Consider the following 20019-nt stretch of genomic DNA (forward strand, 5'->3'; position numbering starts at 1 on the left):
GTATAAAGGCGTTACCATCATCGGGAATTCCAACCTGCCGGCCACTATGCCTGCAGATGCCAGCAAGTTGTATGCAAAGAATGTGTTTAATTTCCTGAAACTGATACTTACAAAAGAAGGGGCACTGCACCTGGATTTTGAAGATGATATTGTAAAAGGCGCCTGTATTACGCATAACGGGGAAGTAGTAAATGAACGTGTGAAAAACCTGATGCAGCCCGCTTAGTAGTTGAGATCGTAAAATACCCGTCTGACATGGAATATATTTTAACTTTTCTTCACCAGCATATCGATCTTATCTACATCGTTATCCTGTCTGTTTTTTTGGGAATAGAAGTGATTTCGAGGGTGCCATCCGTATTGCATACCCCGTTGATGAGCGGCGCCAATGCTATTCATGGCGTGGTGATCATAGGGGCTATTATTGTAATGGGAAAAGCGGAAACGGATAATTATCCCGCACTGATCATCGGCTTCCTGGCCGTAATACTGGGTACGATCAATGTGGTTGGAGGCTTTGTGGTAACCGACCGTATGCTGGAAATGTTCAAAGGAAAAAAGAAATAGCTGTAAAACAGTTACGGCACACTTGTATTAACTGTTCTACAGCGGAAAGCTAACGGCTAAAAGCATCTACTTATGGGATCCAGCATTTTATCAATTATCTACCTGGTCGGCTCTGTTACTTTTATCCTCGGACTAAAAATGTTAAGCAAACCGGATACTGCCCGTAAAGGCAACCTGGTGGCGGCTGCGGGGATGTCGCTGGCTATCCTTGGCACCATCTTTCTTTACCGTGTAAATGATGCGCCCCTGCATAATTATGGCTGGATCTTCACCGGGCTTACCATTGGTGGCGTAATAGGTGTATTGTCTGCCAAAAAAGTAAAGATGACCGCCATGCCGGAAATGGTAAGTATGTTCAATGGAATGGGCGGAGCCTGTGCGGCACTGATTTCGGTTGTGGAATTTGATCATCTTATCAAACTGATAAAAAACCTGTATGCGCCCGTTGCAGACGACCACCTGGCGCTGCAATTGCTGGAGTCGTCCACCTCCAGGGGAACAGTGATCATTATTTTGCTGAGCCTTATCATCGGCGCTGTATCCTGTGCCGGCAGTATTATAGCCTGGGGAAAGCTTACCGGTAAAGTGAAGGACTTCTCTTTCAATGGTCAGCATTTTCTTAACCTGGGCGTATTAACACTGATTGTTGGCTTGTCGGTATGGCTGGTAAGTATTTTCGGCACTTCGCCGGGAACAGGGCTTATAGTGTTTTATATCATTTTCGGACTGGCATTGTTCTATGGGGTGTTGTTCGTGATGCCGATCGGCGGTGCGGATATGCCGGTAGTGATATCGCTGCTGAATTCTTTTACCGGGGTAGCTGCTGCCTGTGGCGGATTTCTTTACAGTAATCCGGTGATGCTCACCGGTGGTATCCTGGTGGGGTCTGCGGGCACTATTCTCACTATTCTCATGTGCAAGGCCATGAACCGTTCCCTGAAAAATGTGCTGATAGGCTCCTTTGGCGGTGGCGCAGCCGCTGCGGCGGGGGCTGGAAAAGAGCAGGGTAACTATAAAGAGATCAGTTTAAACGATGCCGCTGTAGTACTGGCTTATGCCAATAAGGTAATTATAGTACCGGGGTATGGATTGGCTGTAGCGCAGGCCCAGCATGCATGTCATGAGTTGGAGAAGCAGCTGGAAGAAAAGGGAGTAGAGGTAAAATATGCTATTCATCCCGTGGCTGGCCGTATGCCAGGACATATGAACGTGTTGCTGGCGGAGGCGGATGTACCTTATGAGAAATTATTGGAAATGGAAGATGCCAACGCGGAGTTTCCCACTACCGATGCAGTATTGATCTTAGGTGCCAATGATGTGGTAAATCCTGCCGCTAAAAGTGATCCGGCCAGTCCCATTTACGGGATGCCTATTCTGGAAGTGGAAAACGCCAAAGTGGTGATTGTGAATAAACGCAGTATGAAACCGGGATACGCCGGTATTGAAAACGACCTCTTTTTCCAACCTAAAACGTCTATGCTGTTTGGCGATGCGAAGAAGGTGTTGCAGGAACTGCTGTCTGCTATCAAAGAGGTTTGAGATCGCCTTCGGCGATGTAAATTGTCTTGGAGCAGGATTACGCTGATTATACTGATTCATTTGATTTTTTATAGTCAGGCAGATATAAGCGGATTTTTTTTCGGTATTATGATGATTTGGCTGATTATTATGTAGTGAATTTTATAACTAAGGGAGATATAAGCTGGTGTATATCTCCCTTAATCTTCAATTCTTCATAAAATCAAAAGTAAAAATCAGACAAATCAGTATAATCAGCGTAATCCTGCTCCAAGACAATTTACATCGCCGAAGGCGATCCCTCCCATAACGCAATTTTCGCTAAATTTGTCGAAAAAACTCTCGTGTCCAGTCACTTACCAGCGGCGCTGCTAGAATCGTTAGCAGGACTTCCGGGTTATAACCGGGAAACATTTGAGCAGGTGCATGCCGCCGCCGAAAAAATTACCTCACTCCGATTGAATCCCAATAAAATAAAAACGCCGGAACAGGCCAGTACCTTGCTGCAATCGCTGTCGGCCAATGGCGTAACGCAGGTGCCATGGAGTAGCCAGGGGTACTATTTGCCGGAGCGGCCTTCCTTTACTTTTGATCCATACTTTCATGCAGGCGCTTATTATGTACAGGAAGCATCCTCCATGTTCCTGGAACAGGTGGTGCGTGCAACAGTGGATCTGACGCAATCTTTGAAGGTGCTGGATCTCTGCGCTTCTCCTGGAGGGAAATCTACGCTGTTACAGTCGCTGATCAGCCGCGATAGCCTGCTGGTAGCCAATGAGGTGATCAAAGCAAGGGCAGGGTTGCTGGCAGACAATCTTACAAAATGGGGCGCCGCCAATGTGGTGGTAAGCAATAATGACCCGCGTGATTTTTCCAGGCTGCCCGGTTATTTCGACCTGGTGGTGGTGGATGCACCTTGTTCGGGTTCCGGCTTATTCCGCCGTGATCCGGAACTGGTAGGGGAATGGTCGCCTGAAAATGTAACGCTCTGCAGCCAGCGGCAGCAGCGGATCCTGGCAGATGTATTGCCGGCTGTAAAAGAAGGCGGCGTTGTTATCTATTCTACCTGTTCGTTTTCTTCGGAAGAAGATGAAGCGATCCTGGATTGGCTGGCCGATCATTTTGAGCTGGAAAATATCCCGGTTCCACTGGATGCCGGTTGGAATATTGTTACAACGGTAACGCATAAACGAAACTGTACCGGCTACCGGTTTTATCCTGATCAGCTGAAAGGCGAAGGGTTTTTTATTGCGGCCTTCCGTAAAACCAGCGGAGACGCTCCCCGCAAAGCCAAACAGCATAAATCAACTGCGCTTACTCCCCGGCAGCAGGAAGTGATCACACCCTGGGTAAATATCCCGGCCAATTACCAGTATTTCATGCACCAGGAAGAAGTATTGATACTTCCTCCGTTACTGGCTTCAGAAATACCATTGTTGCGCCAACAATTGTATATTCGCAAAGCGGGTGTAAAAGCAGGGCATCCAGGTAACAAGGAATTGATTCCTGATCATCAGCTGGCTGCGAGCACATTGGTATCTGAGCAAATACCTTCTGTGTCGCTGGATTTACGACAGGCCTTGCAGTACCTGCGTAAGGAAGATCCTGAAGTGAGCACACGGGTGCGCGGCTGGGCGCTGATAAAATATGATGGCATGAACCTGGGCTGGGCAAAAATTTTACCCAACCGCATGAACAACTACTACCCGAAAGAACTGCGCATCCTGAAAGAAATTACAGGATTGTAAAGCATATGCCACTGCTATTTATCCGGGAATGATACCAACTTTGAAATACAACGCCAACGGGAGTGCTGTTTATAACGGCTGCCACAACAAAAAGGGATTTTCTCCGTTTGGTTTATTAAATAATTTTGTCAATTTTAACGCATATATTCGTTGCCCGAAATAGCAGATAAAAATTTTAAATATTCTGCTGCATCATAAACAGAGTTAGTATGATAAAACCGATTCTTTCAATTGCCTTGTTTGGTTTCAGTGCGGTAGCGGCACAGGCGCAGGATACGCTCGAGGTACAAGGTACCTCGCCCGCTCTCTACATATCCCATGTTGTTAAAAAAGGAGAAAATTTCTATAGCCTCAGCCGCGCTTATGGCTTGTCGCCGAAAGAAATTGCCGCTGCCAATAAAGTGAATATGGACCAGGGTTTACAGCTGGGACGTAAGCTGCATATCCCTCTTACGGCTGCTAACTTTTCACAGAAAGCAGATGCCTCCGGCAAACCGGTATATCATAAAGTTGCTGAGAAAGAAACTTTGTACCGTGTAAGTGTAAACTATAATAAGGTACCGCTGGATAATATCCGGCAGTGGAACAGCTTTTCCGGCGATGGACTGAAAAAGGACAGCTACATCATTGTAGGCTACGTGAAAGCAGGCGCCGGTGCAGCTGAAGCCGCCCCGCGTCCTGAAAAAGTAAAAGAGAAAGCCTCCCCTGCGCCGGAACCGGTTGTTTTATCCACTCCGCCGCCTCCACCACCGGCAAAGGAAACGCCTAAGAAAGAGCCGGAGCCAACACCGGCAGAAGAAACTTCCGCTCCGGTTGCTGCTGCACCTGCACCCGCTCCTGTTAAATCAGCCCCTGTTAGCAGCAGTACTGATTTTGAGCAATTGTATGAACAGCAAACCAACGGCGGCAAAAAAACTACTTCTGAAAAAGGCCCTGGTACCTGGTTTAAGAGCAATGCAGTAGGTAAATACTACGCGTTGCATAATACAGCGCCGCGCGGCACTATCATCAAAGTAACCAATCCGCTGAACGGCAAATCCGTATATGCAAAAGTACTGGACGTAATTCCGCAGATGAAAGCCAATGCAGGCCTCATCATCAAGCTGAGCGACAGTGCCATGCAGGCCCTCGGCAGCAATGAAACCAAGTTTTATTGCGAACTGAGTTACGAGGATTAGCGGATTTTGTCTGACTCAGGATTATGATGATTTCGCTGATTACCCTGATTTTTACTTTTACTATTGAATTTTATAAATAATTAAGGGAGATAAAAGTGTACATATTCACCTTTATCTCCCTTAATTATTTATAAAAGTTCAAAAAAAATAAAAAACAAAATCAAATTAATCATTATAATCAGCGTAATCAGTGTTCCAAGACAAAAGCCGAAGGCGCGCCTACACAAAGCGGTAACCCCGCAGAAACGCTTCCACATCCATTCGCTTCTTGCCTTCCAGCTGGATCTCATCCAGGTAAAGGTAGCCATCGGTAGCGGCTATTCTGATATAGGTTTTCTGATCGGTGTCAAAGTCGCCCGGCGCTATGGAAGGCTTGGTATGCTCCTTACGGGCTTTGTAAATCTTCAGGGTTTTGCCCTGGAAAACGGTCCATGCCGCCGGATAGGGGCTCAGGCCGCGTACCAGGTTGTAGATATCGTTTAGGGGTTGCTGCCAGTTGATCTGGCAGGTTTCCTTAAATATTTTAGGCGCATGTTTGATATCGGCTGCGGGAATATGCGCCTGCGGCGTTTCTTTTACATTGCCGGCTGCAATGGCCTGTACTGTTTTCAGCAGTAAACGGGCGCCTGTATGCATCAGGGCGTCGTGCAGTTCACCGGCAGTTTCATCTTCCCGGATGGCTACCTCGTCGTTGAACAGGATGTCGCCGGTATCAATTTCATGCTGCAGTTTGAAGGTGGTAACGCCGGATACTTTTTCGCCGTTGATGATGGCCCAGTTAATAGGCGCTGCACCCCGGTAGTTGGGCAATAACGATGCATGTACATTGATGGTGCCTTCCGGTGGCATATTCCACACTATTTCCGGTAGCATACGGAATGCCACTACTACCTGCAGATCGGCTTTTAATGCTTTTAAAGCAGCAATGAAATCCGGGTTTTTCAGCTTCTCAGGTTGCAGTACCGTTAGCCCTTTACTCACTGCATATTGTTTCACAGCGCTTTGCTGCAGCTGTAAACCGCGGCCGGCAGGCTTATCAGGGGCAGTGATCACACCCACTATATTAAATCCATGCTGTACCAGTATATCCAGGGAAGCCACTGCAAAATCAGGCGTACCCATAAAAACAATGCGAAGATCTTTACTCATAGGATGCAAAAATAACGACCTTTCACCGATTTTAATGAATGATATGCCAATCGCCTGGAATATAGGTGGAATGAGGGGCCGGCTTACTCTGGCGTTGCACTAAAGGTGGACTTGATGCGCAACAAAGGTGGACTTGATCTGGCCATGGAATAATCACAAAAGGAGATAAAAGCGAACTATTGCCCACTGGTTATCTCCCTTTATTTTATTAATAACAGTTTACGTTTAATACAGCAAATACTTTGCCCGGATAATTTTAAACTTCGCCAGGCCGGGCTCCCAGCTTTTGCGGATCTCCGCTTCAGACAGCCCTTTCACGATCTGTTGCTGCAGGATGTTGTTACCCGCCAGTTTACTGAAGAAAGGGATAAAGAACTTTGATTTATCAGGATACATACGATAAGCCTCCAGCAGCCATTTCAGTTCAATTTTCCTGCCGGTATGCGGCGTGGCCTCCGGTGCGTTGCTCAGGTCAAAACCGTAGCAGAGCTGGTCTTTCAACACCGGGGTTGGATTAATGGCACTGGCGCGGGGCGTAAAAGAGTAACCCTGCTTAGGGAAGGAAGGGGAGCCATATACCTGGAAAGGCTTATCAGTGCCGCGTCCCAGGCTAAGGGCTGTGCCTTCAAAAAAGCAAAGCGAGGGGTACAGGTTGATGGCCGCCATATTAGGCAGGTTGGGTGAAGGTTTGATGGGTACGCGGTAAAATGTTTTATGACTGTAATTCTCACAGGGGATCACTTTGATATCGCAGTGCACGCCGTTGCGGAGCATATGTTCGCCATTCAGCATCCGGGCGTATTCTGCAACGGTCATACCATGTACTACAGGAATGGGCTGCATGCCAATAAAGGAACGGTAGGCAGTATCGAGAATAGGGCCGTCTACATAATCGCCATTGGGATTGGGGCGGTCCAGGATCACCAGCGTTTTTTTATTTTCCGCGGCAGATTCCATCAGTTCCTGCAGGGAGGAGATATAGGTAAAAAAGCGGGTGCCAACATCCTGTATATCAAACAACAGGATGTCCACATCTTTGAGATCGGCGGCAGTGGCTTTACGGTGCTGCCCGTAAAGCGATACAATAGGAATACCGGTAGCGGAATCAACGCTGTTGGCCACTTTTTCGCCATGCCCTGCATTGCCGCGGAAGCCATGCTCAGGGCTGAAGATCTTCTGGATTTTTACATGCAGTTTCAACAGGGTATCTACCAGGTGTGTTTTATCGATGGTGGCGGTTTGGTTCACCATCATAGCCACCCGCTTGTTTTTCAGCAGCGGCAGGTAACGCGCGGTTTGTGTAGCGCCTGGTAACACATGTTCCGCATACTGTGCGGAGGCTTTGTTCATGCAGCCTGCCAGCAGGATGCAAAGGAGGAAAATACGGTTCATACCGTTAAGATAATGCAAAGCTTTAAAAAGCGGGTATTATAGCTGCTTTTTGTATCTTGCGCGTAATTATTAACACTAAACGATTAATTTATGCAAACTGTTAAAAACGGGGATACAGTAAAGGTGCACTACCATGGCCGTTTAACGAATGGAACTACCTTTGATTCTTCTGAAGGTAGAGCTCCGCTCGAATTCAAGGTAGGCGCCGGTATGGTGATCAAAGGTTTTGAGAATGGTGTGCTGGACATGAAAGTTGGCGATAAGAAAACCATTCATATCCCTGTTGACCAGGCATATGGCCCCAAAAGCGATGAAATGATCATGGATTTTCCAAAAGAAAATATCCCTGCAGATCTGAATCCTGAAGTAGGTATGGAACTGCAGATGAGCAACCCACAGGGACAGGTTTTCCAGGTAAAAGTAGCTGCTATCGGCGACGAATTTATTACCCTGGATGCTAACCATGCACTGGCTGGCGAAGACCTGGTATTTGACCTCGAACTGGTTGAAATCGTATAATATCCAGGTTTTTTTTATTACGGATACAGCATAGTTGTTTTAAACTATCCTGTATCCGTAATTTTTTTCCGGGAGATGTAAATAAGCAAAAAAACAGCTTTGCGGAAAACGGGTTGCCGGGAACACCGCTCAGGACGAGGCTTCCGGCTGCCGGTAAATAGCCTGCATTTCACGTAAACAATCTGCACAAAGACATCCATTGTAATGCTGCTGGATAAAGTACCGCTCTTCTTCGGTTAACGCCACATCCTGGCACTGGCAACGCAGGATAGTGCCTACGCGGCATTCGAAGGTGCGTTCGCACCGCGGACAGGATACGGTTTCATGACATGCCATTCCTAAAAGTACGGATTTCGGGCGGCATTTGAACACACGCGCACTGGTACTGCCAATGGCAATCCCGGATACACATAGCATCACCCTGTAACCCCTCATCCGTATACCCACGGCATTGTATGTACCTACGCTAACTGCCCACTGCCAGCCGCACATTTTTTGCAGCGGTAACCATATTCCGCAATGCCATTTCTGTTTCCGGCCATTTTCTTGTTTTCAGACCGCAGTCGGGGTTCACCCAGATATTGCGCAATGGCAGCAGCGCCGCCGCCTTATGCAGTAATGCCTCCATTTCCGCTACAGCCGGCACTCTCGGGGAGTGAATGTCATATACGCCGGGACCGGTTTCATTGGGATATTTAAAGCCTGCAAACGCTTCCAGTAACTCCATTTGTGAGCGTGATGTTTCTATGGTGATCACATCTGCATCCATCGCGGCGATATGTTCAATAATATCATTGAACTCTGCGTAACACATATGCGTGTGGATCTGCGTGGCGTCATCCACGGTGCTTACCGCCAGGCGGAAGGCTTTCACGGCTTCGCTGAGATATGCACTGCGTTGTGCTTTGCGCAGCGGCAAACCTTCGCGGAGCGCCGGCTCATCTACCTGTATCACGGTGATGCCGGCATCTTCCAGGTCTTTCACTTCATCTCGGATAGCCAGCGCAATTTGCATGGCGGTTTGCATACGCGGCTGGTCATTCCTTACAAACGACCATTGCAGGATAGTAACGGGACCGGTGAGCATACCTTTAACGGGCCTGCTGGTAAGCGACTGCGCAAAACGGCTCCAGGCAACGGTCATGGGTGCCGGCCGCTGTACATCTCCAAAAATAACCGGCGGTTTTACACAGCGGGTACCGTAGCTCTGCACCCAGCCGTTTTGCGTAAATACAAACCCGTCCAGCTGCTCGCCGAAATATTCCACCATGTCGTTCCGCTCAAACTCGCCATGCACCAGTACATCCAGCCCCAGGTTCTCCTGGCGGTAAATGGTTTCTGTAATGGCCTGGCGTATATCGGCGTTATAGGTTTCAGGAGTAATGACGCCTTTTTTCAGATCAGCGCGGAGCTGTCTGATTTCCGTAGTTTGCGGAAATGAACCGATGGTAGTGGTAGGAAATAAAGGCAGTTGTAATACCGATTGCTGTAATTTCTGACGGTGAGGGAAGATGCTGTGCCGCTGTGTGTCCGCTGTGGTAATACTTTGCAGCCGGGCTTTCACTTCCGGCACATGGATCCGGGGAGAGGTCCTGCGGTTGTTCATTACCGTTTCATTTTCGGTAAGCAGGGAAGTATCGCCGTTAATGATGTGTTTCAGCGCTATTACTTCAGCCACTTTCTGTTTGGCAAAGGCCATCCATTGTTTTATTTCGGGATCCAGTGCTGTTTCGTTTTCCAGGTTGTACGGCACATGCAGCAGGGAGCAGGAAGTGCCCAGCAGCACCCGTTCTTCACCGATCTGCTGTATGGCTTTTTCGATCAGCTGCATGGAAGCGGCGTAATCATTTTTCCAGATATTGCGGCCATCCACCACACCGAGCGATAACAATTTATCTGCCGGCAATTCAGCCAGCACGGCATCCAGTTGCTCCGGAGCCCTTACCAGGTCGATATGCACCGCCTGTACCGGTAATTGCAAAGCCAGGCTGGTATTATCTTCCAGCGCTCCGAAATAGGTGGTCAGCAATATTTTCAGAGAGGGCACTGCCAGGCTTATTGCGGTGTATGCGGCCTGGTAAAGGTCTCTGGTGGCGGGGTCCAGGTCGGTTACCAGGAAAGGCTCATCCAGTTGTATCCACGTGGCGCCGGCCTGCTGAAGGGATGTTAACAGTTCGATATATACGGGGAGCAGTTTTTCCAGCAGCAGGGAGTGCGTAAGATCATCTCCCTTTATTTTCCCGGATAAAATAAAGGTAACGGGGCCTGGTAATACGGGTTTGGTAGTGATACCATGACTAAGCGCTTCTTTAAATTCCGCTACACATTTGGGTTGGTGTAGACCATATTGCTGGCTGGTTTCAAACTCCGGTACCAGGTAATGATAGTTGGTATCAAACCACTTGGTCATTTCCAGGGCGGTGATATCAAAATTATTTTTCTGGTAACCCCTTGCCATTGCGAAATACAGCTCCGGGCAGGCGGGATTGGCAAATGTTTGCTGCAGCGCTTTGAAACGGGAAGGAATTACTCCCAGGGTGATGCACATATCCAGTACCTGGTCGTACCAGGAGAAATCGTTGGAAGGGATCAGGTCAATACCGGCTTCCTGTAACAGGCTCCAGTTCTCTTTTCGTAGCTGCCTTGACGTTAGTTCAAGCCGTTCCAGTGAAATTTTTCCGTTCCAGTAGTTTTCGCAGGCTTTTTTCAGCTCCCGCTGGCTACCTATTCTTGGATAGCCTGGTATGTTGGTAAGCATATATAGGATGTGTTTTATTCTATACAAACCTATTATTATTGCCTGTTTGTTCGATACTTTGATAAAATTTTAGATTTTTGTCTTTAAAAATTATATTAATAAAGAATAATTTACTGTTTGGTATATTGTGAGAGGTGGTAAAACAGAATAATCTACGGCAGGGGTGTGAAGATGTTTTTCCTTACGTTTGCAATATGTTTACAAATTACTCATATACAGTAGATAAACGCTTTATGCGTTACGCACAGATAGATACACAGTCGGACCCGACGAGCAGCACTTTTCCCACCACTGAAAAACAGAAGGATCTTTCCCGGCTGCTGGTAAAAGAATTACAGGAAATGGGTATTACCGATGCAGAGCTGGATGAACATGGCTATGTGTACGCTACTATCCCGGCCAATACGGATAAGAATGTGCCGGTGATCTGTTTTTGCTCGCATGTGGATACTTCGTCCGACAGCAGTGGCACCGGTGTAAAGCCAATTGTGCATCGCGGTTATGATGGAGGCGACATTGTGCTGCCTGATGATGAAACAGTAGTGATCAGCGCAAAAGAGCATCCTTACCTCGCAAGCAAAAAAGGCGACGATATTATTACTGCCAGCGGCACCACCCTGCTGGGGGCAGACGATAAAGCCGGTGTGGCGGAGATCATGGATGCAGCTAATTTCCTGATGACGCACCCGGAAGTAAAGCATGGAAAGATCCGTATCCTGTTTACACCGGATGAAGAAGTAGGCCGTGGTGTGGAGAAAGTGAATATGAAGAAACTGGCGGCTGATTTTGGTTATACCATGGATGGTGGCGAGCTGGGATCCCTGGAAGATGAAAATTTTTCGGCGGATGGCGCCAGGATCACAGTGTATGGCATCAGCGCGCATCCCGGCGCTGCAAAGGATAAGCTGGTAAGCGCCATTAAAATAGCCGGTGAAATCGTAGATGCGTTACCGAAAGACAGTCTTTCTCCTGAAACTACCGACGACCGCGAAGGGTTTATTCACCCCGTGCGCATTCAGGGTACCGTAGAGAAAACAGAAATAGATTTTATTATCCGCGATTTTGAAACGGCTCACCTGGAAGCGCATGAAACCTTCCTGCGCCGGATCATGGATAAAGTGCTGACAAAGCATCCGGGCGCAAAAGCCACCCTGAAGGTAACGGAGCAATACCGCAATATGAAAGAGGTGCTGGTAAACCACCCGGAAGTAACGGCCCATGCGGCAGAAGCTATCCGCCGGGCAGGTGTTCAGCCATTGAGAATGAGCATCCGCGGCGGTACAGATGGTTCCCGTTTATCTTTCATGGGATTGCCCTGCCCCAATATTTTTACCGGGGAAATGGCGCTTCACAGCAAACATGAATATGTGAGCATACAGGATATGCAGAAAGCGGTGCAAACAATTGTGTATCTGGCACAGGTTTGGGAAGAGAAGGCGTAAAATATTGCAGTGAACATTAGCAAATATTTTATTACTTTAACCGTTTATAGTAGTGATCTACTTATGCACCCGTTAAAATATAGTTCATGTTGTTAGGTTTTATTACATTATTACAGGATTCTCTATTACGTCCCAAAGCAGATACAGTAGCTCAGGGCATTGCCGCCAGCGGCGCCCCGGCGCCGGAAATTCATCTCATAGATATGCTGATGAAGGGTGGGGTGCTGATGATCCCATTGGGAATACTCTCCCTGGTAGCCGTGTATGTATTCGTGGAAAGGGCTATCACTATCAGTAAAGCCGGCCGGCTGCCTGATAACTTTATGCCCATGATCCGCGACCAGATCACTTCTGGTAATATGCAGTCTGCCAGGTCGCTGGCCAAAAACACTTACGGGCCTATTGCCCGGATGATAGAAAAAGGCATTCAGCGTATAGGCAAGCCTATTGAGAATATCGAAAAATCAATGGAAAACGTGGGTAAGCTGGAAATCTACCGGATGGAAAAGAACCTGGTGATCCTGTCTATCATTGCCGGTATCGCTCCTATGTTCGGGTTCCTGGGTACCATTGCCGGTATGATCCAAACCTTCTTCAATATCTCCATTACATCAGATATTACACTGGGCACCATTGCCGGTGGTATCTACGTAAAAATGATCACCTCCGCGTCAGGGTTAATTATCGGTATCGTGGCTTTCATTGGCTACAGCTACCTCAATGCCCAGATAGATAAGGTAGTAAACAAGATGGAAGGCGCTTCTGCTGAATTCATCGATATTCTGCAGGAACCAACCCGCTAAAACCACCCTCATGAATTTACGCAGACGAAATAAGAGGCAGGTGGAAATGCACAACTCGGCGCTGAATGATATCCTGTTCATTCTGTTGCTGTTCTTCCTGATCGTTTCCACCCTGGCCAATCCGAATGTGATCAAGCTGCTGCTGCCGAAAGCAAAGAGCAATACCAAGTCGAAACAAACGGTAGTAGTAAGCATCAACGATAAACGCGAGTTTTTTGTAGGTACTAATAAAGTGACCTTCGATCACCTGAAACAGGCGCTGGCGCCTTCTATCGGCAACGAAAAGATTGATCCCACCATTGTGATCAATGCAGAGAAGTCAGTGCCGGTGGAAGATGTGGTGAGTGTGATGGAAGTAGCCAGGGAGATGGGCGCCAAAGTGGTATTGGCTACCGCGCATAAGTGATAATGCCTTAACTTCTTAACAGGACCTGGTGGCTGGATGCCGCCAGGTCTTTTTATTTTTTTACATTTTCCGGCCCTTTACCATCCTGTCTTTCCCAAACATATCCTGCTTCAGTATTACCTCTTTAAAACCGGTTTGTTCCATCAATGCTACCACTTCCTTTCCCAGCGCCTCATTGATCTCAAAATAGAGCGCACCGCCAGGAACCAGCCTGGAAAGGGCTATTTGGGAGATGTGCCGGTAAAAAAGCAATGCATCGTTGTCCGGTACAAACAGGGCCAGTGAAGGTTCAAAGCCCCATACCGATTCCTGCATGCCCGTTTGTTCACTTTGTGTGATATAAGGCGGATTGCTCACAATCATATCAAACTCCGGCAGGCCCGCCACCTGTTGGGTGTCCAGTGCATCCATGTGCAGGAAATTAACTTCCAGCCGTAGCCGCGCTGCATTGCTGCGGGCCACTTCCAGCGCGCCTTCACTTACATCTATGGCAGATACCTGTGCATCCGGCAATGATTTTTTCAGGGCCAGCGGAATACATCCGCTGCCGGTGCCTACATCCAGCAGGTGAAGCCTGTGACGGTGCGCAGCGTCATGTACCATCCATTCCACCAGTTCCTCCGTTTCAGGACGGGGGATCAATACATTTTTATTTACCAGCAACTCCATACCATAAAACCAGCTGCTGCCGGTAATATATTGCACCGGCTCATGCCGCTGCAATGCTTCTATGGCTAATTTCAGCCGTTGATTCTGATCAGGGGAAAGGATCTTTGTTTTATGAACAATCCGGTCCAGTTTACTCATGCCCGTTAGGTATTCCATAACAATATGGGCAATATTGGCGGCTTCCCGCTCATCATAGAGTTCACTGATGGCGCCTGTAATATAGGTAAAGGCCGTTTGTATAGTCAATATAAACAGTTTAAGAAATGTAAGCGGAAAAATGCAGACCTGTGGCGGCTTTTTCCATTCGCTAAAAACGATACATTTGCAAAAATATTACTTCGCCTGGTGATTATGAATAGCACGTTCAATGAATTTTATATGCAGCGTTGCCTCGAACTGGCCGCTATGGGGGCCGGACAGGTAGCGCCTAATCCCATGGTGGGCGCTGTATTGGTGCACCAGGGGCGTATCATTGGTGAAGGGTATCACCGGCAATACGGACAGGCCCATGCATAGGTAAATTGTGTGAACAGTGTGGCTGAGGAAGAGCGCTCCCTCATCCCGCTGGCTACCATGTATGTAAGCCTGGAACCTTGTGCGCATCACGGGAAAACGCCACCCTGCGCGGATCTTATCGTGTCGCAGGGAATCAGGCAGGTGGTGATTGGCTGCGTGGATACCTTTTCAGCCGTAGCCGGGAAAGGAATAGAGAAGTTGCAAAAGGCAGGTGTACAGGTGGAAACAGGTGTACTGGAAGCGGAATGCCGGCAAATCAACCGTCGCTTTTTTACCTTTCATGAACAGCAGCGCCCTTATATTGTACTGAAATGGGCGCAAAGCAGTAATGGCCTGATCGCAGGTGCAGGCGGAGCGCCCGTGCGTATATCCAATCAGTACAGCGACCGGCTGGTGCATAAATGGCGCAGCGAGGAAATGGGCATCCTGGCGGGGACCCGCACCGCGATAAATGACAACCCCCGGCTTAATAACCGGCTGTGGACAGGGAAAGACCCCGTTCGCATTATCATAGACCGTCACCTGAAGGTGCCGCGCTCCCATCATGTATGGGATGGCAGTATTCCCACCATTTTTATTACGGCAGCCGCTGCAGAAACCCATGGCCTTACCGAAACCCTGCCGCTCGATTTCAGCGCCGGCCTGTTGCCACAACTGATGCAGCAACTGCACCGGCGGCAGATCCAGAGCATCCTGGTGGAAGGAGGCAGCGCCACGCTGCAGCAATTTATTGCAACCGGCCTGTGGGACGAGGCGCGGGTAATAACAGGCGCGGGCACACTTCCGGAAGGACCTGCAGCACCAGTGCTCACTAATGCCACGCTTACGCATACCCTGCAGGTGGCGGGCGACCGCATTGATTTTTATGATCCCGCGTAGTTAAACGCGTATTAAATTATTTTGATGGAGGTTTATTTTACGATTGATAAAACAGCTGTAGCAGAATTTAAAGACAGGGGAAGCAAATTCCTGGCCTACGCCTTTCCCGTTAAATCGCCGGAAGAAGTGAAAGAATGCCTGGGAGAAGTAAAAAAAGAACATCCCAAGGCCACCCATCACTGTTATGCCTACCGCCTTGGCACCGCCGGACTGCAGTTCCGCGCCAGCGACGATGGAGAGCCTTCCGGCTCCGCCGGCAAGCCTATCCTGGGTCAAATAGACAGCAAGCAGCTTACGGATGTGCTCATTGTGGTGGTCCGCTATTTCGGCGGAAGCCTGCTGGGCGTACCGGGGCTCATTAATGCTTATAAGATGAGCGCAGCTATGGTGCTGCAACTGATCCCCGTGATCCAGAAAAATATAGAGGCAAAATACCATCTCAGCTTCGATTACACCATCATGAACGATGTAATGATGGTAGTAAAGCAAAATAACTGCACGGTTATTTCCCAGGATCTCCAGCTGTTCTGCGAAATGGTGATCGGCGTTCCAAAATCAGGTGAGGAGCTTTGCCTGCTGCGCTTAAAGGATATTTATGGATTACAGGTACAGCCGCAAAAACCTTAGCCATCCTACGGATGATCCTGGTTGGCAGCCACATGTTATAACATGTAGATAGGAATCCGTACATCCCGGTTATCTCCCCCAAAAAATTAACCCTGAAAATATTTGAAATAAGCCGGGCGTAATATAAATTTCCTTAAATTTATTTTTTGTTAACTAGGATTTTCTTAACCCGTTTTCCGGTGTTTTTTTGAGATGGAGATCTGCCCGTAATGCAGTCCCCATCTGCCTTTTCAGATCAGATATAGGAACCATATTAATATTAAAAGCCCCCCTGTATATGTTACATACCATAACAACCGTATCTATTGCTGACAAACAGTTTAAACAATTTCATTCTCTGCGCCTGGAACAACAGTTACAGGGACATCATCATTTTGAGCTGAAAATAGGGTACGACTGGCTGCAGGAGCTGGGCCCGGGTATTGTATCGGCCACCAAAGCCTTCCTGGGCAAGGAAGTAAGCATCACCATCCAGGCGTTTGAACAGTTACAGTCGTATGAACCGCTCATTTTCAATGGTATTGTGATGTCGGTAAGCTCAGGGAAGGAAAGCGATGGTACACACGGCTTTTGTGTAATCCGTGGCTACAGCCCCACTATCCTGCTGAACAACGATCTGCATGTACAGGCTTTTGAAAACCAGGACCTCGGCGCTATTGTGAATACTGCACTGAAAGCCTGCGGCCCTTACCTGGCCCGCCCGCAGGTAGATCCCAATACCACTTCAACGCTGAAGTACATTGTGCAATACAAGGAAACATCGTTCGATTTTCTCCGCCGGCTCTCTGAGCGCTTCGGCGAATGGTTCTTTTATAACGGGCAACAGGTGGTTTTCGGAAAATACCAGCCCCGGGAAGTATCACTGGTACACCTGGTTGACCTCATGAGCTTCGACCTGGAAATGAAAGTACAACCCAATAACCAGCAGTTGAACGGATACGATTACCGGAACAGTAAAGTTGTGGAAAACACCACCCTTGCACAACCCGCCGGAAAAGTGAACGATTATACCTCCCATGTTCAGGGGCTCAGCGAAAAATTATACAGCAATACTTCTACTTATAAAATGAATTATGCGTTTACCAGCAATGCGAAAGCTGAACTGGATACGCTGATCAACCGCCAGAAAAAAGGACGCATGGCCGCTATGGTACAGCTGAAAGGCAGCAGCAAGCAAACTTCCCTGCGAATAGGGGATCATATCTCCATCAGGGAAAATGTATATGCCAATGACGACCACGGGAAATTTATGATCTGGGGGCTCACGCATCATGTAACCGGCAACGGCGACTATTACAACGAATTTGAAGGTATCCCCGCAGATGCGGCAGCGCCACCGGTAAACCTGGAAAATATCCCCTTCAGTGAAGCGCAGAGCGCCATCGTGGTAGACAATCATGATCCCAAAGACCTGGGGCGGGTAAGAGCCCGCTTTAAATGGCAGCAACAGGGCATGACGCCCTGGATGAGGGTGGTAGCGCCACACGGCGGCGGCAGCAAAGGCATGTACATGGTGCCGGAAAAAGGAGAAGAAGTAGTAGTGGATTTTGAAGGCGGTAACCCCGAACTGCCCTTCGTACTGGGAACAACCTACAACGGGGAAGGCAAATCTGGATTTGGTACTGCTAATAACGATATGAAAGCTATCCGCACCCGTACCGGCATCTCCATCTTACTGAACGATGCCGACGGCAGCGTAACGATTTCAGACAAATCAGGTAACAAGATCTTCATAGATGGTACTGATAAAATGTCGCTCTTCGCAAAAAATAAAATGGAAATTTCTTCCAAAGAAGTTGAAATCACCTCTGAAAAATTTTCTATCGGCGCCTCGCAGCAAGGTTCTATTGTAGCGAAAAAAGGAATTTACCTGGAAGGTACGGAAACCGTGACCGTAAATAGTAAGGATGCCATCGTAAAAGGAGGAGACTCGCTCACACTGATATCGAAAGACCTGCTCGCTTCCGGAAGTAAAAATGCCAATGTTACCGGCGCTTCCGTGATGGTAAACGGCACCAAAGATGTGACGGTGAGCGGTAACGGGGATGTGGTGGTTTCAGGCGGATTGGTGAAAATAAATTCCTGATCCTTTAAAGCCAACTTATGACCACCTCACCAACTATCGGACAGGAATTTCATAAAGTAAGGGATACATGGGCTACCGCCGACAGCGACCGTCACTGGAAGCTGGCTATTTGGCTGGTGCAATATGCCGATGTGGATATCATTGATAAATTCCTGGAAACAGAACGTACCGCCATCGGTGTTTTTAAAGAGATATTTTTCCGGTTCGATACACCTTACCAGGAAGATCATACTGTATATGAAGCAGCATTGTGGAATGAATACCTGGAATGGTTTGAACCGTTGCCACGTGAAGAGTACGATGTATATCACGCACTGAAAAAAGATGGGCTGCTGAAAACAGACTATCATCCCGACCGCAGCCTGCCCCCAACCGTACAAAGCATCTGGAAGGAACTGCGCCGGCTCATGGAATGCATCCGCGGATTGGAAGATACCGGGTGCTGTGTTTATTTTCCTCCTTTAAGAACCGATCAGCCGGATGCAGGCAGCTGGTATACCGATGTACTTAAAAAAGGGTTGCCCGAAGGCATCCGGTTAGTGACCATTGATGTGGTCACCAATCCCCGTATCACCATACCCAAAGTATTTACAGAACAAATAAAAATATTACAGCCATCCCTGCAGATGGTAGCAGCTATTAACCACGAAATGGACAAAGGCGGTGGTAACTCCGATACCATCAGCACAGATGCCCGTTTCCGTAAACAGATCCGCAAAGTGCTGGATTGTACCACACAACCGGGTGCACCGGCGCTGGACCAGGAAGTGGCGGCACTGCTTTCCCTTAGCAAAAAAATGGGCGGGGAAGTACATGAAGTGGCTGGTATTATGATCGCAGCACAGGCTTATTTCATGGCACGCGAGAATGATAAGAGCGCCGGCTATGCCAATAAAGCGATCCGGTTGTCGAGGCAGCTGATGGATAAAGGAGATCCCGCTGGTTATCCCACCTGGAAATCATGTATCATGATCCACGCAGCTATATTAGCAGGTAAGAAGAAAAGAAAACAGGCCATTGCACTCTATGAAGCGCTGGCCCTGGAAGCAGTGAACAAGGGAGACGCCTTTATGATCATGGAAGGCTACCGGCTTTGCGGCCACCTGCATTATGAGCTGGGCCAGATGAATACCGCGTTTGAAAACCTGTTGCTCGCCATGACCGGAGGTAGCTACCTGGAACGGGAGGTAAGAAGACAGTCTACTTTCCTGCATGCAGCAGCGATGGCTGTGCACCTGTGTGAAAAGATCAGGGGACAGGAAGACCTCCGCATACTGGAAAGTAACTTGCAGGAATTACTGGGCGACGACTGGAATACGCTGCTGCAGGCGGAAGGCATGGACAAAGCCACCGTAAGACGTAAATCCACCTTGTTTGAGTTTAACTAAGACCATATTCCGCAAAGGAATAAAGTAATCATATCATGGCTGTAGAAAATAAAGGCTTTGGAGAATTATTCGCAGAAAAGAAAAACTCACTGGACCATCTCCAGAAAGGAATGGCCAGTATATTACCCGCTTTCCCGGGAATGCCCGCTGCAAAATATTTTGATCTTGGTATAGGTATAGATTTTCATGATACCGTATTTCCTCCCTCTCCCTTATTGCCGGTGCCTCATATTGGTATGGTGTTCGATATCATAGGAGCTATTATGGCAGCCATTGCCAGTGTAGTGCCACCACCACCGCCACCACCGCCTGTGGAAGAAGGAAAAGAACCGGAGCCGCAGCCTTTCTCGCTGGCAGCTACTGCACAAATGCTG

The 20019-nt window shown here is 48.2% G+C and carries 19 protein-coding genes and 1 pseudogene; 15 read left to right on the forward strand and 5 right to left on the reverse strand.

The features are described from left to right. The 5 genes and pseudogenes from VIM72_RS13720 to VIM72_RS13740 all read left to right on the forward strand — a co-directional run. Nucleotides 1-226: pseudogene (locus VIM72_RS13720) on the forward strand (NAD(P)(+) transhydrogenase (Re/Si-specific) subunit alpha); the annotation flags it as partial. 29 nt (nucleotides 227-255) lie between these two features. Further along, nucleotides 256-567 (forward strand): NAD(P) transhydrogenase subunit alpha, encoded by a 312-nt coding sequence (locus VIM72_RS13725; RefSeq protein ID WP_209862267.1) that lies wholly within the window; start codon nucleotides 256-258, stop codon nucleotides 565-567. A 72-nt stretch (nucleotides 568-639) separates the two neighbouring features. Further along, nucleotides 640-2106, forward strand: a complete 1467-nt coding sequence (locus tag VIM72_RS13730; RefSeq protein WP_332003392.1) for an NAD(P)(+) transhydrogenase (Re/Si-specific) subunit beta — start codon at nucleotides 640-642, stop codon at nucleotides 2104-2106. Nucleotides 2107-2429: 323 nt separating this feature from the next. Beyond that, nucleotides 2430-3833, forward strand: coding sequence for a methyltransferase RsmF C-terminal domain-like protein (locus tag VIM72_RS13735; RefSeq protein WP_332003393.1), 1404 nt, complete (start codon nucleotides 2430-2432; stop codon nucleotides 3831-3833). A gap of 209 nt (nucleotides 3834-4042) precedes the next feature. Then, on the forward strand, nucleotides 4043-5011 hold the full coding sequence (locus tag VIM72_RS13740) for a LysM peptidoglycan-binding domain-containing protein (protein WP_332003394.1): 969 nt from the start codon (nucleotides 4043-4045) through the stop codon (nucleotides 5009-5011). Nucleotides 5012-5230: 219 nt separating this feature from the next. Here the strand turns inward: VIM72_RS13740 and fmt are convergent, their stop codons facing one another. Continuing rightward, nucleotides 5231-6160 (reverse strand): methionyl-tRNA formyltransferase, encoded by a 930-nt coding sequence (gene fmt / locus VIM72_RS13745; protein ID WP_332003395.1) that lies wholly within the window; start codon nucleotides 6158-6160, stop codon nucleotides 5231-5233. 225 nt (nucleotides 6161-6385) lie between these two features. Next, nucleotides 6386-7552 (reverse strand): DUF1343 domain-containing protein, encoded by a 1167-nt coding sequence (locus VIM72_RS13750; protein ID WP_332003396.1) that lies wholly within the window; start codon nucleotides 7550-7552, stop codon nucleotides 6386-6388. 90 nt (nucleotides 7553-7642) lie between these two features. On the opposite strand from VIM72_RS13750, the gene VIM72_RS13755 reads away from it, so the two are divergent. Next, the gene (locus VIM72_RS13755) at nucleotides 7643-8071 is read left to right on the forward strand and encodes an FKBP-type peptidyl-prolyl cis-trans isomerase (RefSeq protein WP_079470987.1); all 429 of its coding nucleotides are present in this window, start codon (nucleotides 7643-7645) and stop codon (nucleotides 8069-8071) included. Between the two features lie 129 nt (nucleotides 8072-8200). Here the strand turns inward: VIM72_RS13755 and VIM72_RS13760 are convergent, their stop codons facing one another. Then, entirely contained in the window at nucleotides 8201-8563 is a 363-nt protein-coding gene (locus tag VIM72_RS13760) for a cysteine-rich CWC family protein (protein ID WP_332003397.1), read from the reverse strand. Further along, on the reverse strand, nucleotides 8538-10829 hold the full coding sequence (gene metE / locus VIM72_RS13765; protein ID WP_332003398.1) for a 5-methyltetrahydropteroyltriglutamate--homocysteine S-methyltransferase: 2292 nt from the start codon (nucleotides 10827-10829) through the stop codon (nucleotides 8538-8540). The genes VIM72_RS13760 and metE overlap by 26 nt, the downstream gene beginning before the upstream one ends. A 194-nt stretch (nucleotides 10830-11023) precedes the next feature. Here metE and pepT point away from each other — a divergent pair, with 194 nt between their 5' ends. The 3 genes from pepT (at nucleotide 11024) to VIM72_RS13780 (ending at nucleotide 13480) form a co-directional block, all read left to right on the forward strand. Next, the gene (gene pepT / locus VIM72_RS13770) at nucleotides 11024-12271 is read left to right on the forward strand and encodes a peptidase T (RefSeq protein WP_332003399.1); all 1248 of its coding nucleotides are present in this window, start codon (nucleotides 11024-11026) and stop codon (nucleotides 12269-12271) included. An 86-nt stretch (nucleotides 12272-12357) separates the two neighbouring features. Then, on the forward strand, nucleotides 12358-13074 hold the full coding sequence (locus VIM72_RS13775; protein WP_332003400.1) for a MotA/TolQ/ExbB proton channel family protein: 717 nt from the start codon (nucleotides 12358-12360) through the stop codon (nucleotides 13072-13074). A 10-nt stretch (nucleotides 13075-13084) separates the two neighbouring features. After that, entirely contained in the window at nucleotides 13085-13480 is a 396-nt protein-coding gene (locus VIM72_RS13780; protein WP_079470398.1) for an ExbD/TolR family protein, read from the forward strand. Between the two features lie 60 nt (nucleotides 13481-13540). Here VIM72_RS13780 and prmC read toward each other — a convergent pair whose 3' ends face one another. Next, nucleotides 13541-14395 carry a peptide chain release factor N(5)-glutamine methyltransferase gene (gene prmC / locus VIM72_RS13785; protein ID WP_332003401.1) on the reverse strand — a complete coding sequence of 285 codons (855 nt, stop codon included), beginning with the start codon at nucleotides 14393-14395 and terminating at the stop codon, nucleotides 13541-13543. A gap of 105 nt (nucleotides 14396-14500) precedes the next feature. Between prmC and VIM72_RS13790 the strand changes: the two genes are divergently transcribed. The 6 genes from VIM72_RS13790 to VIM72_RS13815 all read left to right on the forward strand — a co-directional run. Next, complete coding sequence (locus VIM72_RS13790; RefSeq protein ID WP_332003402.1) at nucleotides 14501-14665, forward strand: hypothetical protein; 165 nt, start codon at nucleotides 14501-14503, stop codon at nucleotides 14663-14665. A gap of 18 nt (nucleotides 14666-14683) precedes the next feature. Further along, a complete protein-coding gene (ribD, locus tag VIM72_RS13795) occupies nucleotides 14684-15544 on the forward strand; it encodes a bifunctional diaminohydroxyphosphoribosylaminopyrimidine deaminase/5-amino-6-(5-phosphoribosylamino)uracil reductase RibD (RefSeq protein WP_332003403.1) in 861 nt (286 codons plus the stop codon). A gap of 24 nt (nucleotides 15545-15568) precedes the next feature. Next, nucleotides 15569-16171, forward strand: a complete 603-nt coding sequence (locus tag VIM72_RS13800; RefSeq protein ID WP_332003404.1) for an IMPACT family protein — start codon at nucleotides 15569-15571, stop codon at nucleotides 16169-16171. Nucleotides 16172-16448: 277 nt separating this feature from the next. Beyond that, entirely contained in the window at nucleotides 16449-18257 is a 1809-nt protein-coding gene (locus VIM72_RS13805; RefSeq protein ID WP_332003405.1) for a type VI secretion system Vgr family protein, read from the forward strand. Nucleotides 18258-18274: 17 nt separating this feature from the next. Further along, nucleotides 18275-19645, forward strand: a complete 1371-nt coding sequence (locus tag VIM72_RS13810) for a hypothetical protein (protein ID WP_332003406.1) — start codon at nucleotides 18275-18277, stop codon at nucleotides 19643-19645. A 35-nt stretch (nucleotides 19646-19680) separates the two neighbouring features. Next, a partial coding sequence (locus VIM72_RS13815; protein WP_332003407.1) for a hypothetical protein occupies nucleotides 19681-20019 on the forward strand: 339 nt, incomplete at its 3' end.

Origin of the sequence: Chitinophaga sp., from assembly GCF_036569185.1 — a bacterium.
GTDB lineage: Bacteria > Bacteroidota > Bacteroidia > Chitinophagales > Chitinophagaceae > Chitinophaga.

Bases quoted from the DNA above. Each gene is read 5' to 3' on its own strand.
- VIM72_RS13725 (WP_209862267.1), top strand. From the start codon at position 256: ATGGAATATATTTTAACTTTTCTTCACCAGCATATCGATCTTATCTAC.
- VIM72_RS13730 (WP_332003392.1), top strand. From the start codon at position 640: ATGGGATCCAGCATTTTATCAATTATCTACCTGGTCGGCTCTGTTACT.
- VIM72_RS13740 (WP_332003394.1), top strand. From the start codon at position 4,043: ATGATAAAACCGATTCTTTCAATTGCCTTGTTTGGTTTCAGTGCGGTA.
- fmt (WP_332003395.1), bottom strand. From the start codon at position 6,160: ATGAGTAAAGATCTTCGCATTGTTTTTATGGGTACGCCTGATTTTGCA.
- VIM72_RS13750 (WP_332003396.1), bottom strand. From the start codon at position 7,552: ATGAACCGTATTTTCCTCCTTTGCATCCTGCTGGCAGGCTGCATGAAC.
- VIM72_RS13755 (WP_079470987.1), top strand. From the start codon at position 7,643: ATGCAAACTGTTAAAAACGGGGATACAGTAAAGGTGCACTACCATGGC.
- VIM72_RS13760 (WP_332003397.1), bottom strand. From the start codon at position 8,563: ATGTGCGGCTGGCAGTGGGCAGTTAGCGTAGGTACATACAATGCCGTG.
- metE (WP_332003398.1), bottom strand. From the start codon at position 10,829: ATGCTTACCAACATACCAGGCTATCCAAGAATAGGTAGCCAGCGGGAG.
- pepT (WP_332003399.1), top strand. From the start codon at position 11,024: ATGTTTACAAATTACTCATATACAGTAGATAAACGCTTTATGCGTTAC.
- VIM72_RS13775 (WP_332003400.1), top strand. From the start codon at position 12,358: ATGTTGTTAGGTTTTATTACATTATTACAGGATTCTCTATTACGTCCC.
- VIM72_RS13780 (WP_079470398.1), top strand. From the start codon at position 13,085: ATGAATTTACGCAGACGAAATAAGAGGCAGGTGGAAATGCACAACTCG.
- VIM72_RS13790 (WP_332003402.1), top strand. From the start codon at position 14,501: ATGAATAGCACGTTCAATGAATTTTATATGCAGCGTTGCCTCGAACTG.
- VIM72_RS13800 (WP_332003404.1), top strand. From the start codon at position 15,569: ATGGAGGTTTATTTTACGATTGATAAAACAGCTGTAGCAGAATTTAAA.
- VIM72_RS13805 (WP_332003405.1), top strand. From the start codon at position 16,449: ATGTTACATACCATAACAACCGTATCTATTGCTGACAAACAGTTTAAA.
- VIM72_RS13810 (WP_332003406.1), top strand. From the start codon at position 18,275: ATGACCACCTCACCAACTATCGGACAGGAATTTCATAAAGTAAGGGAT.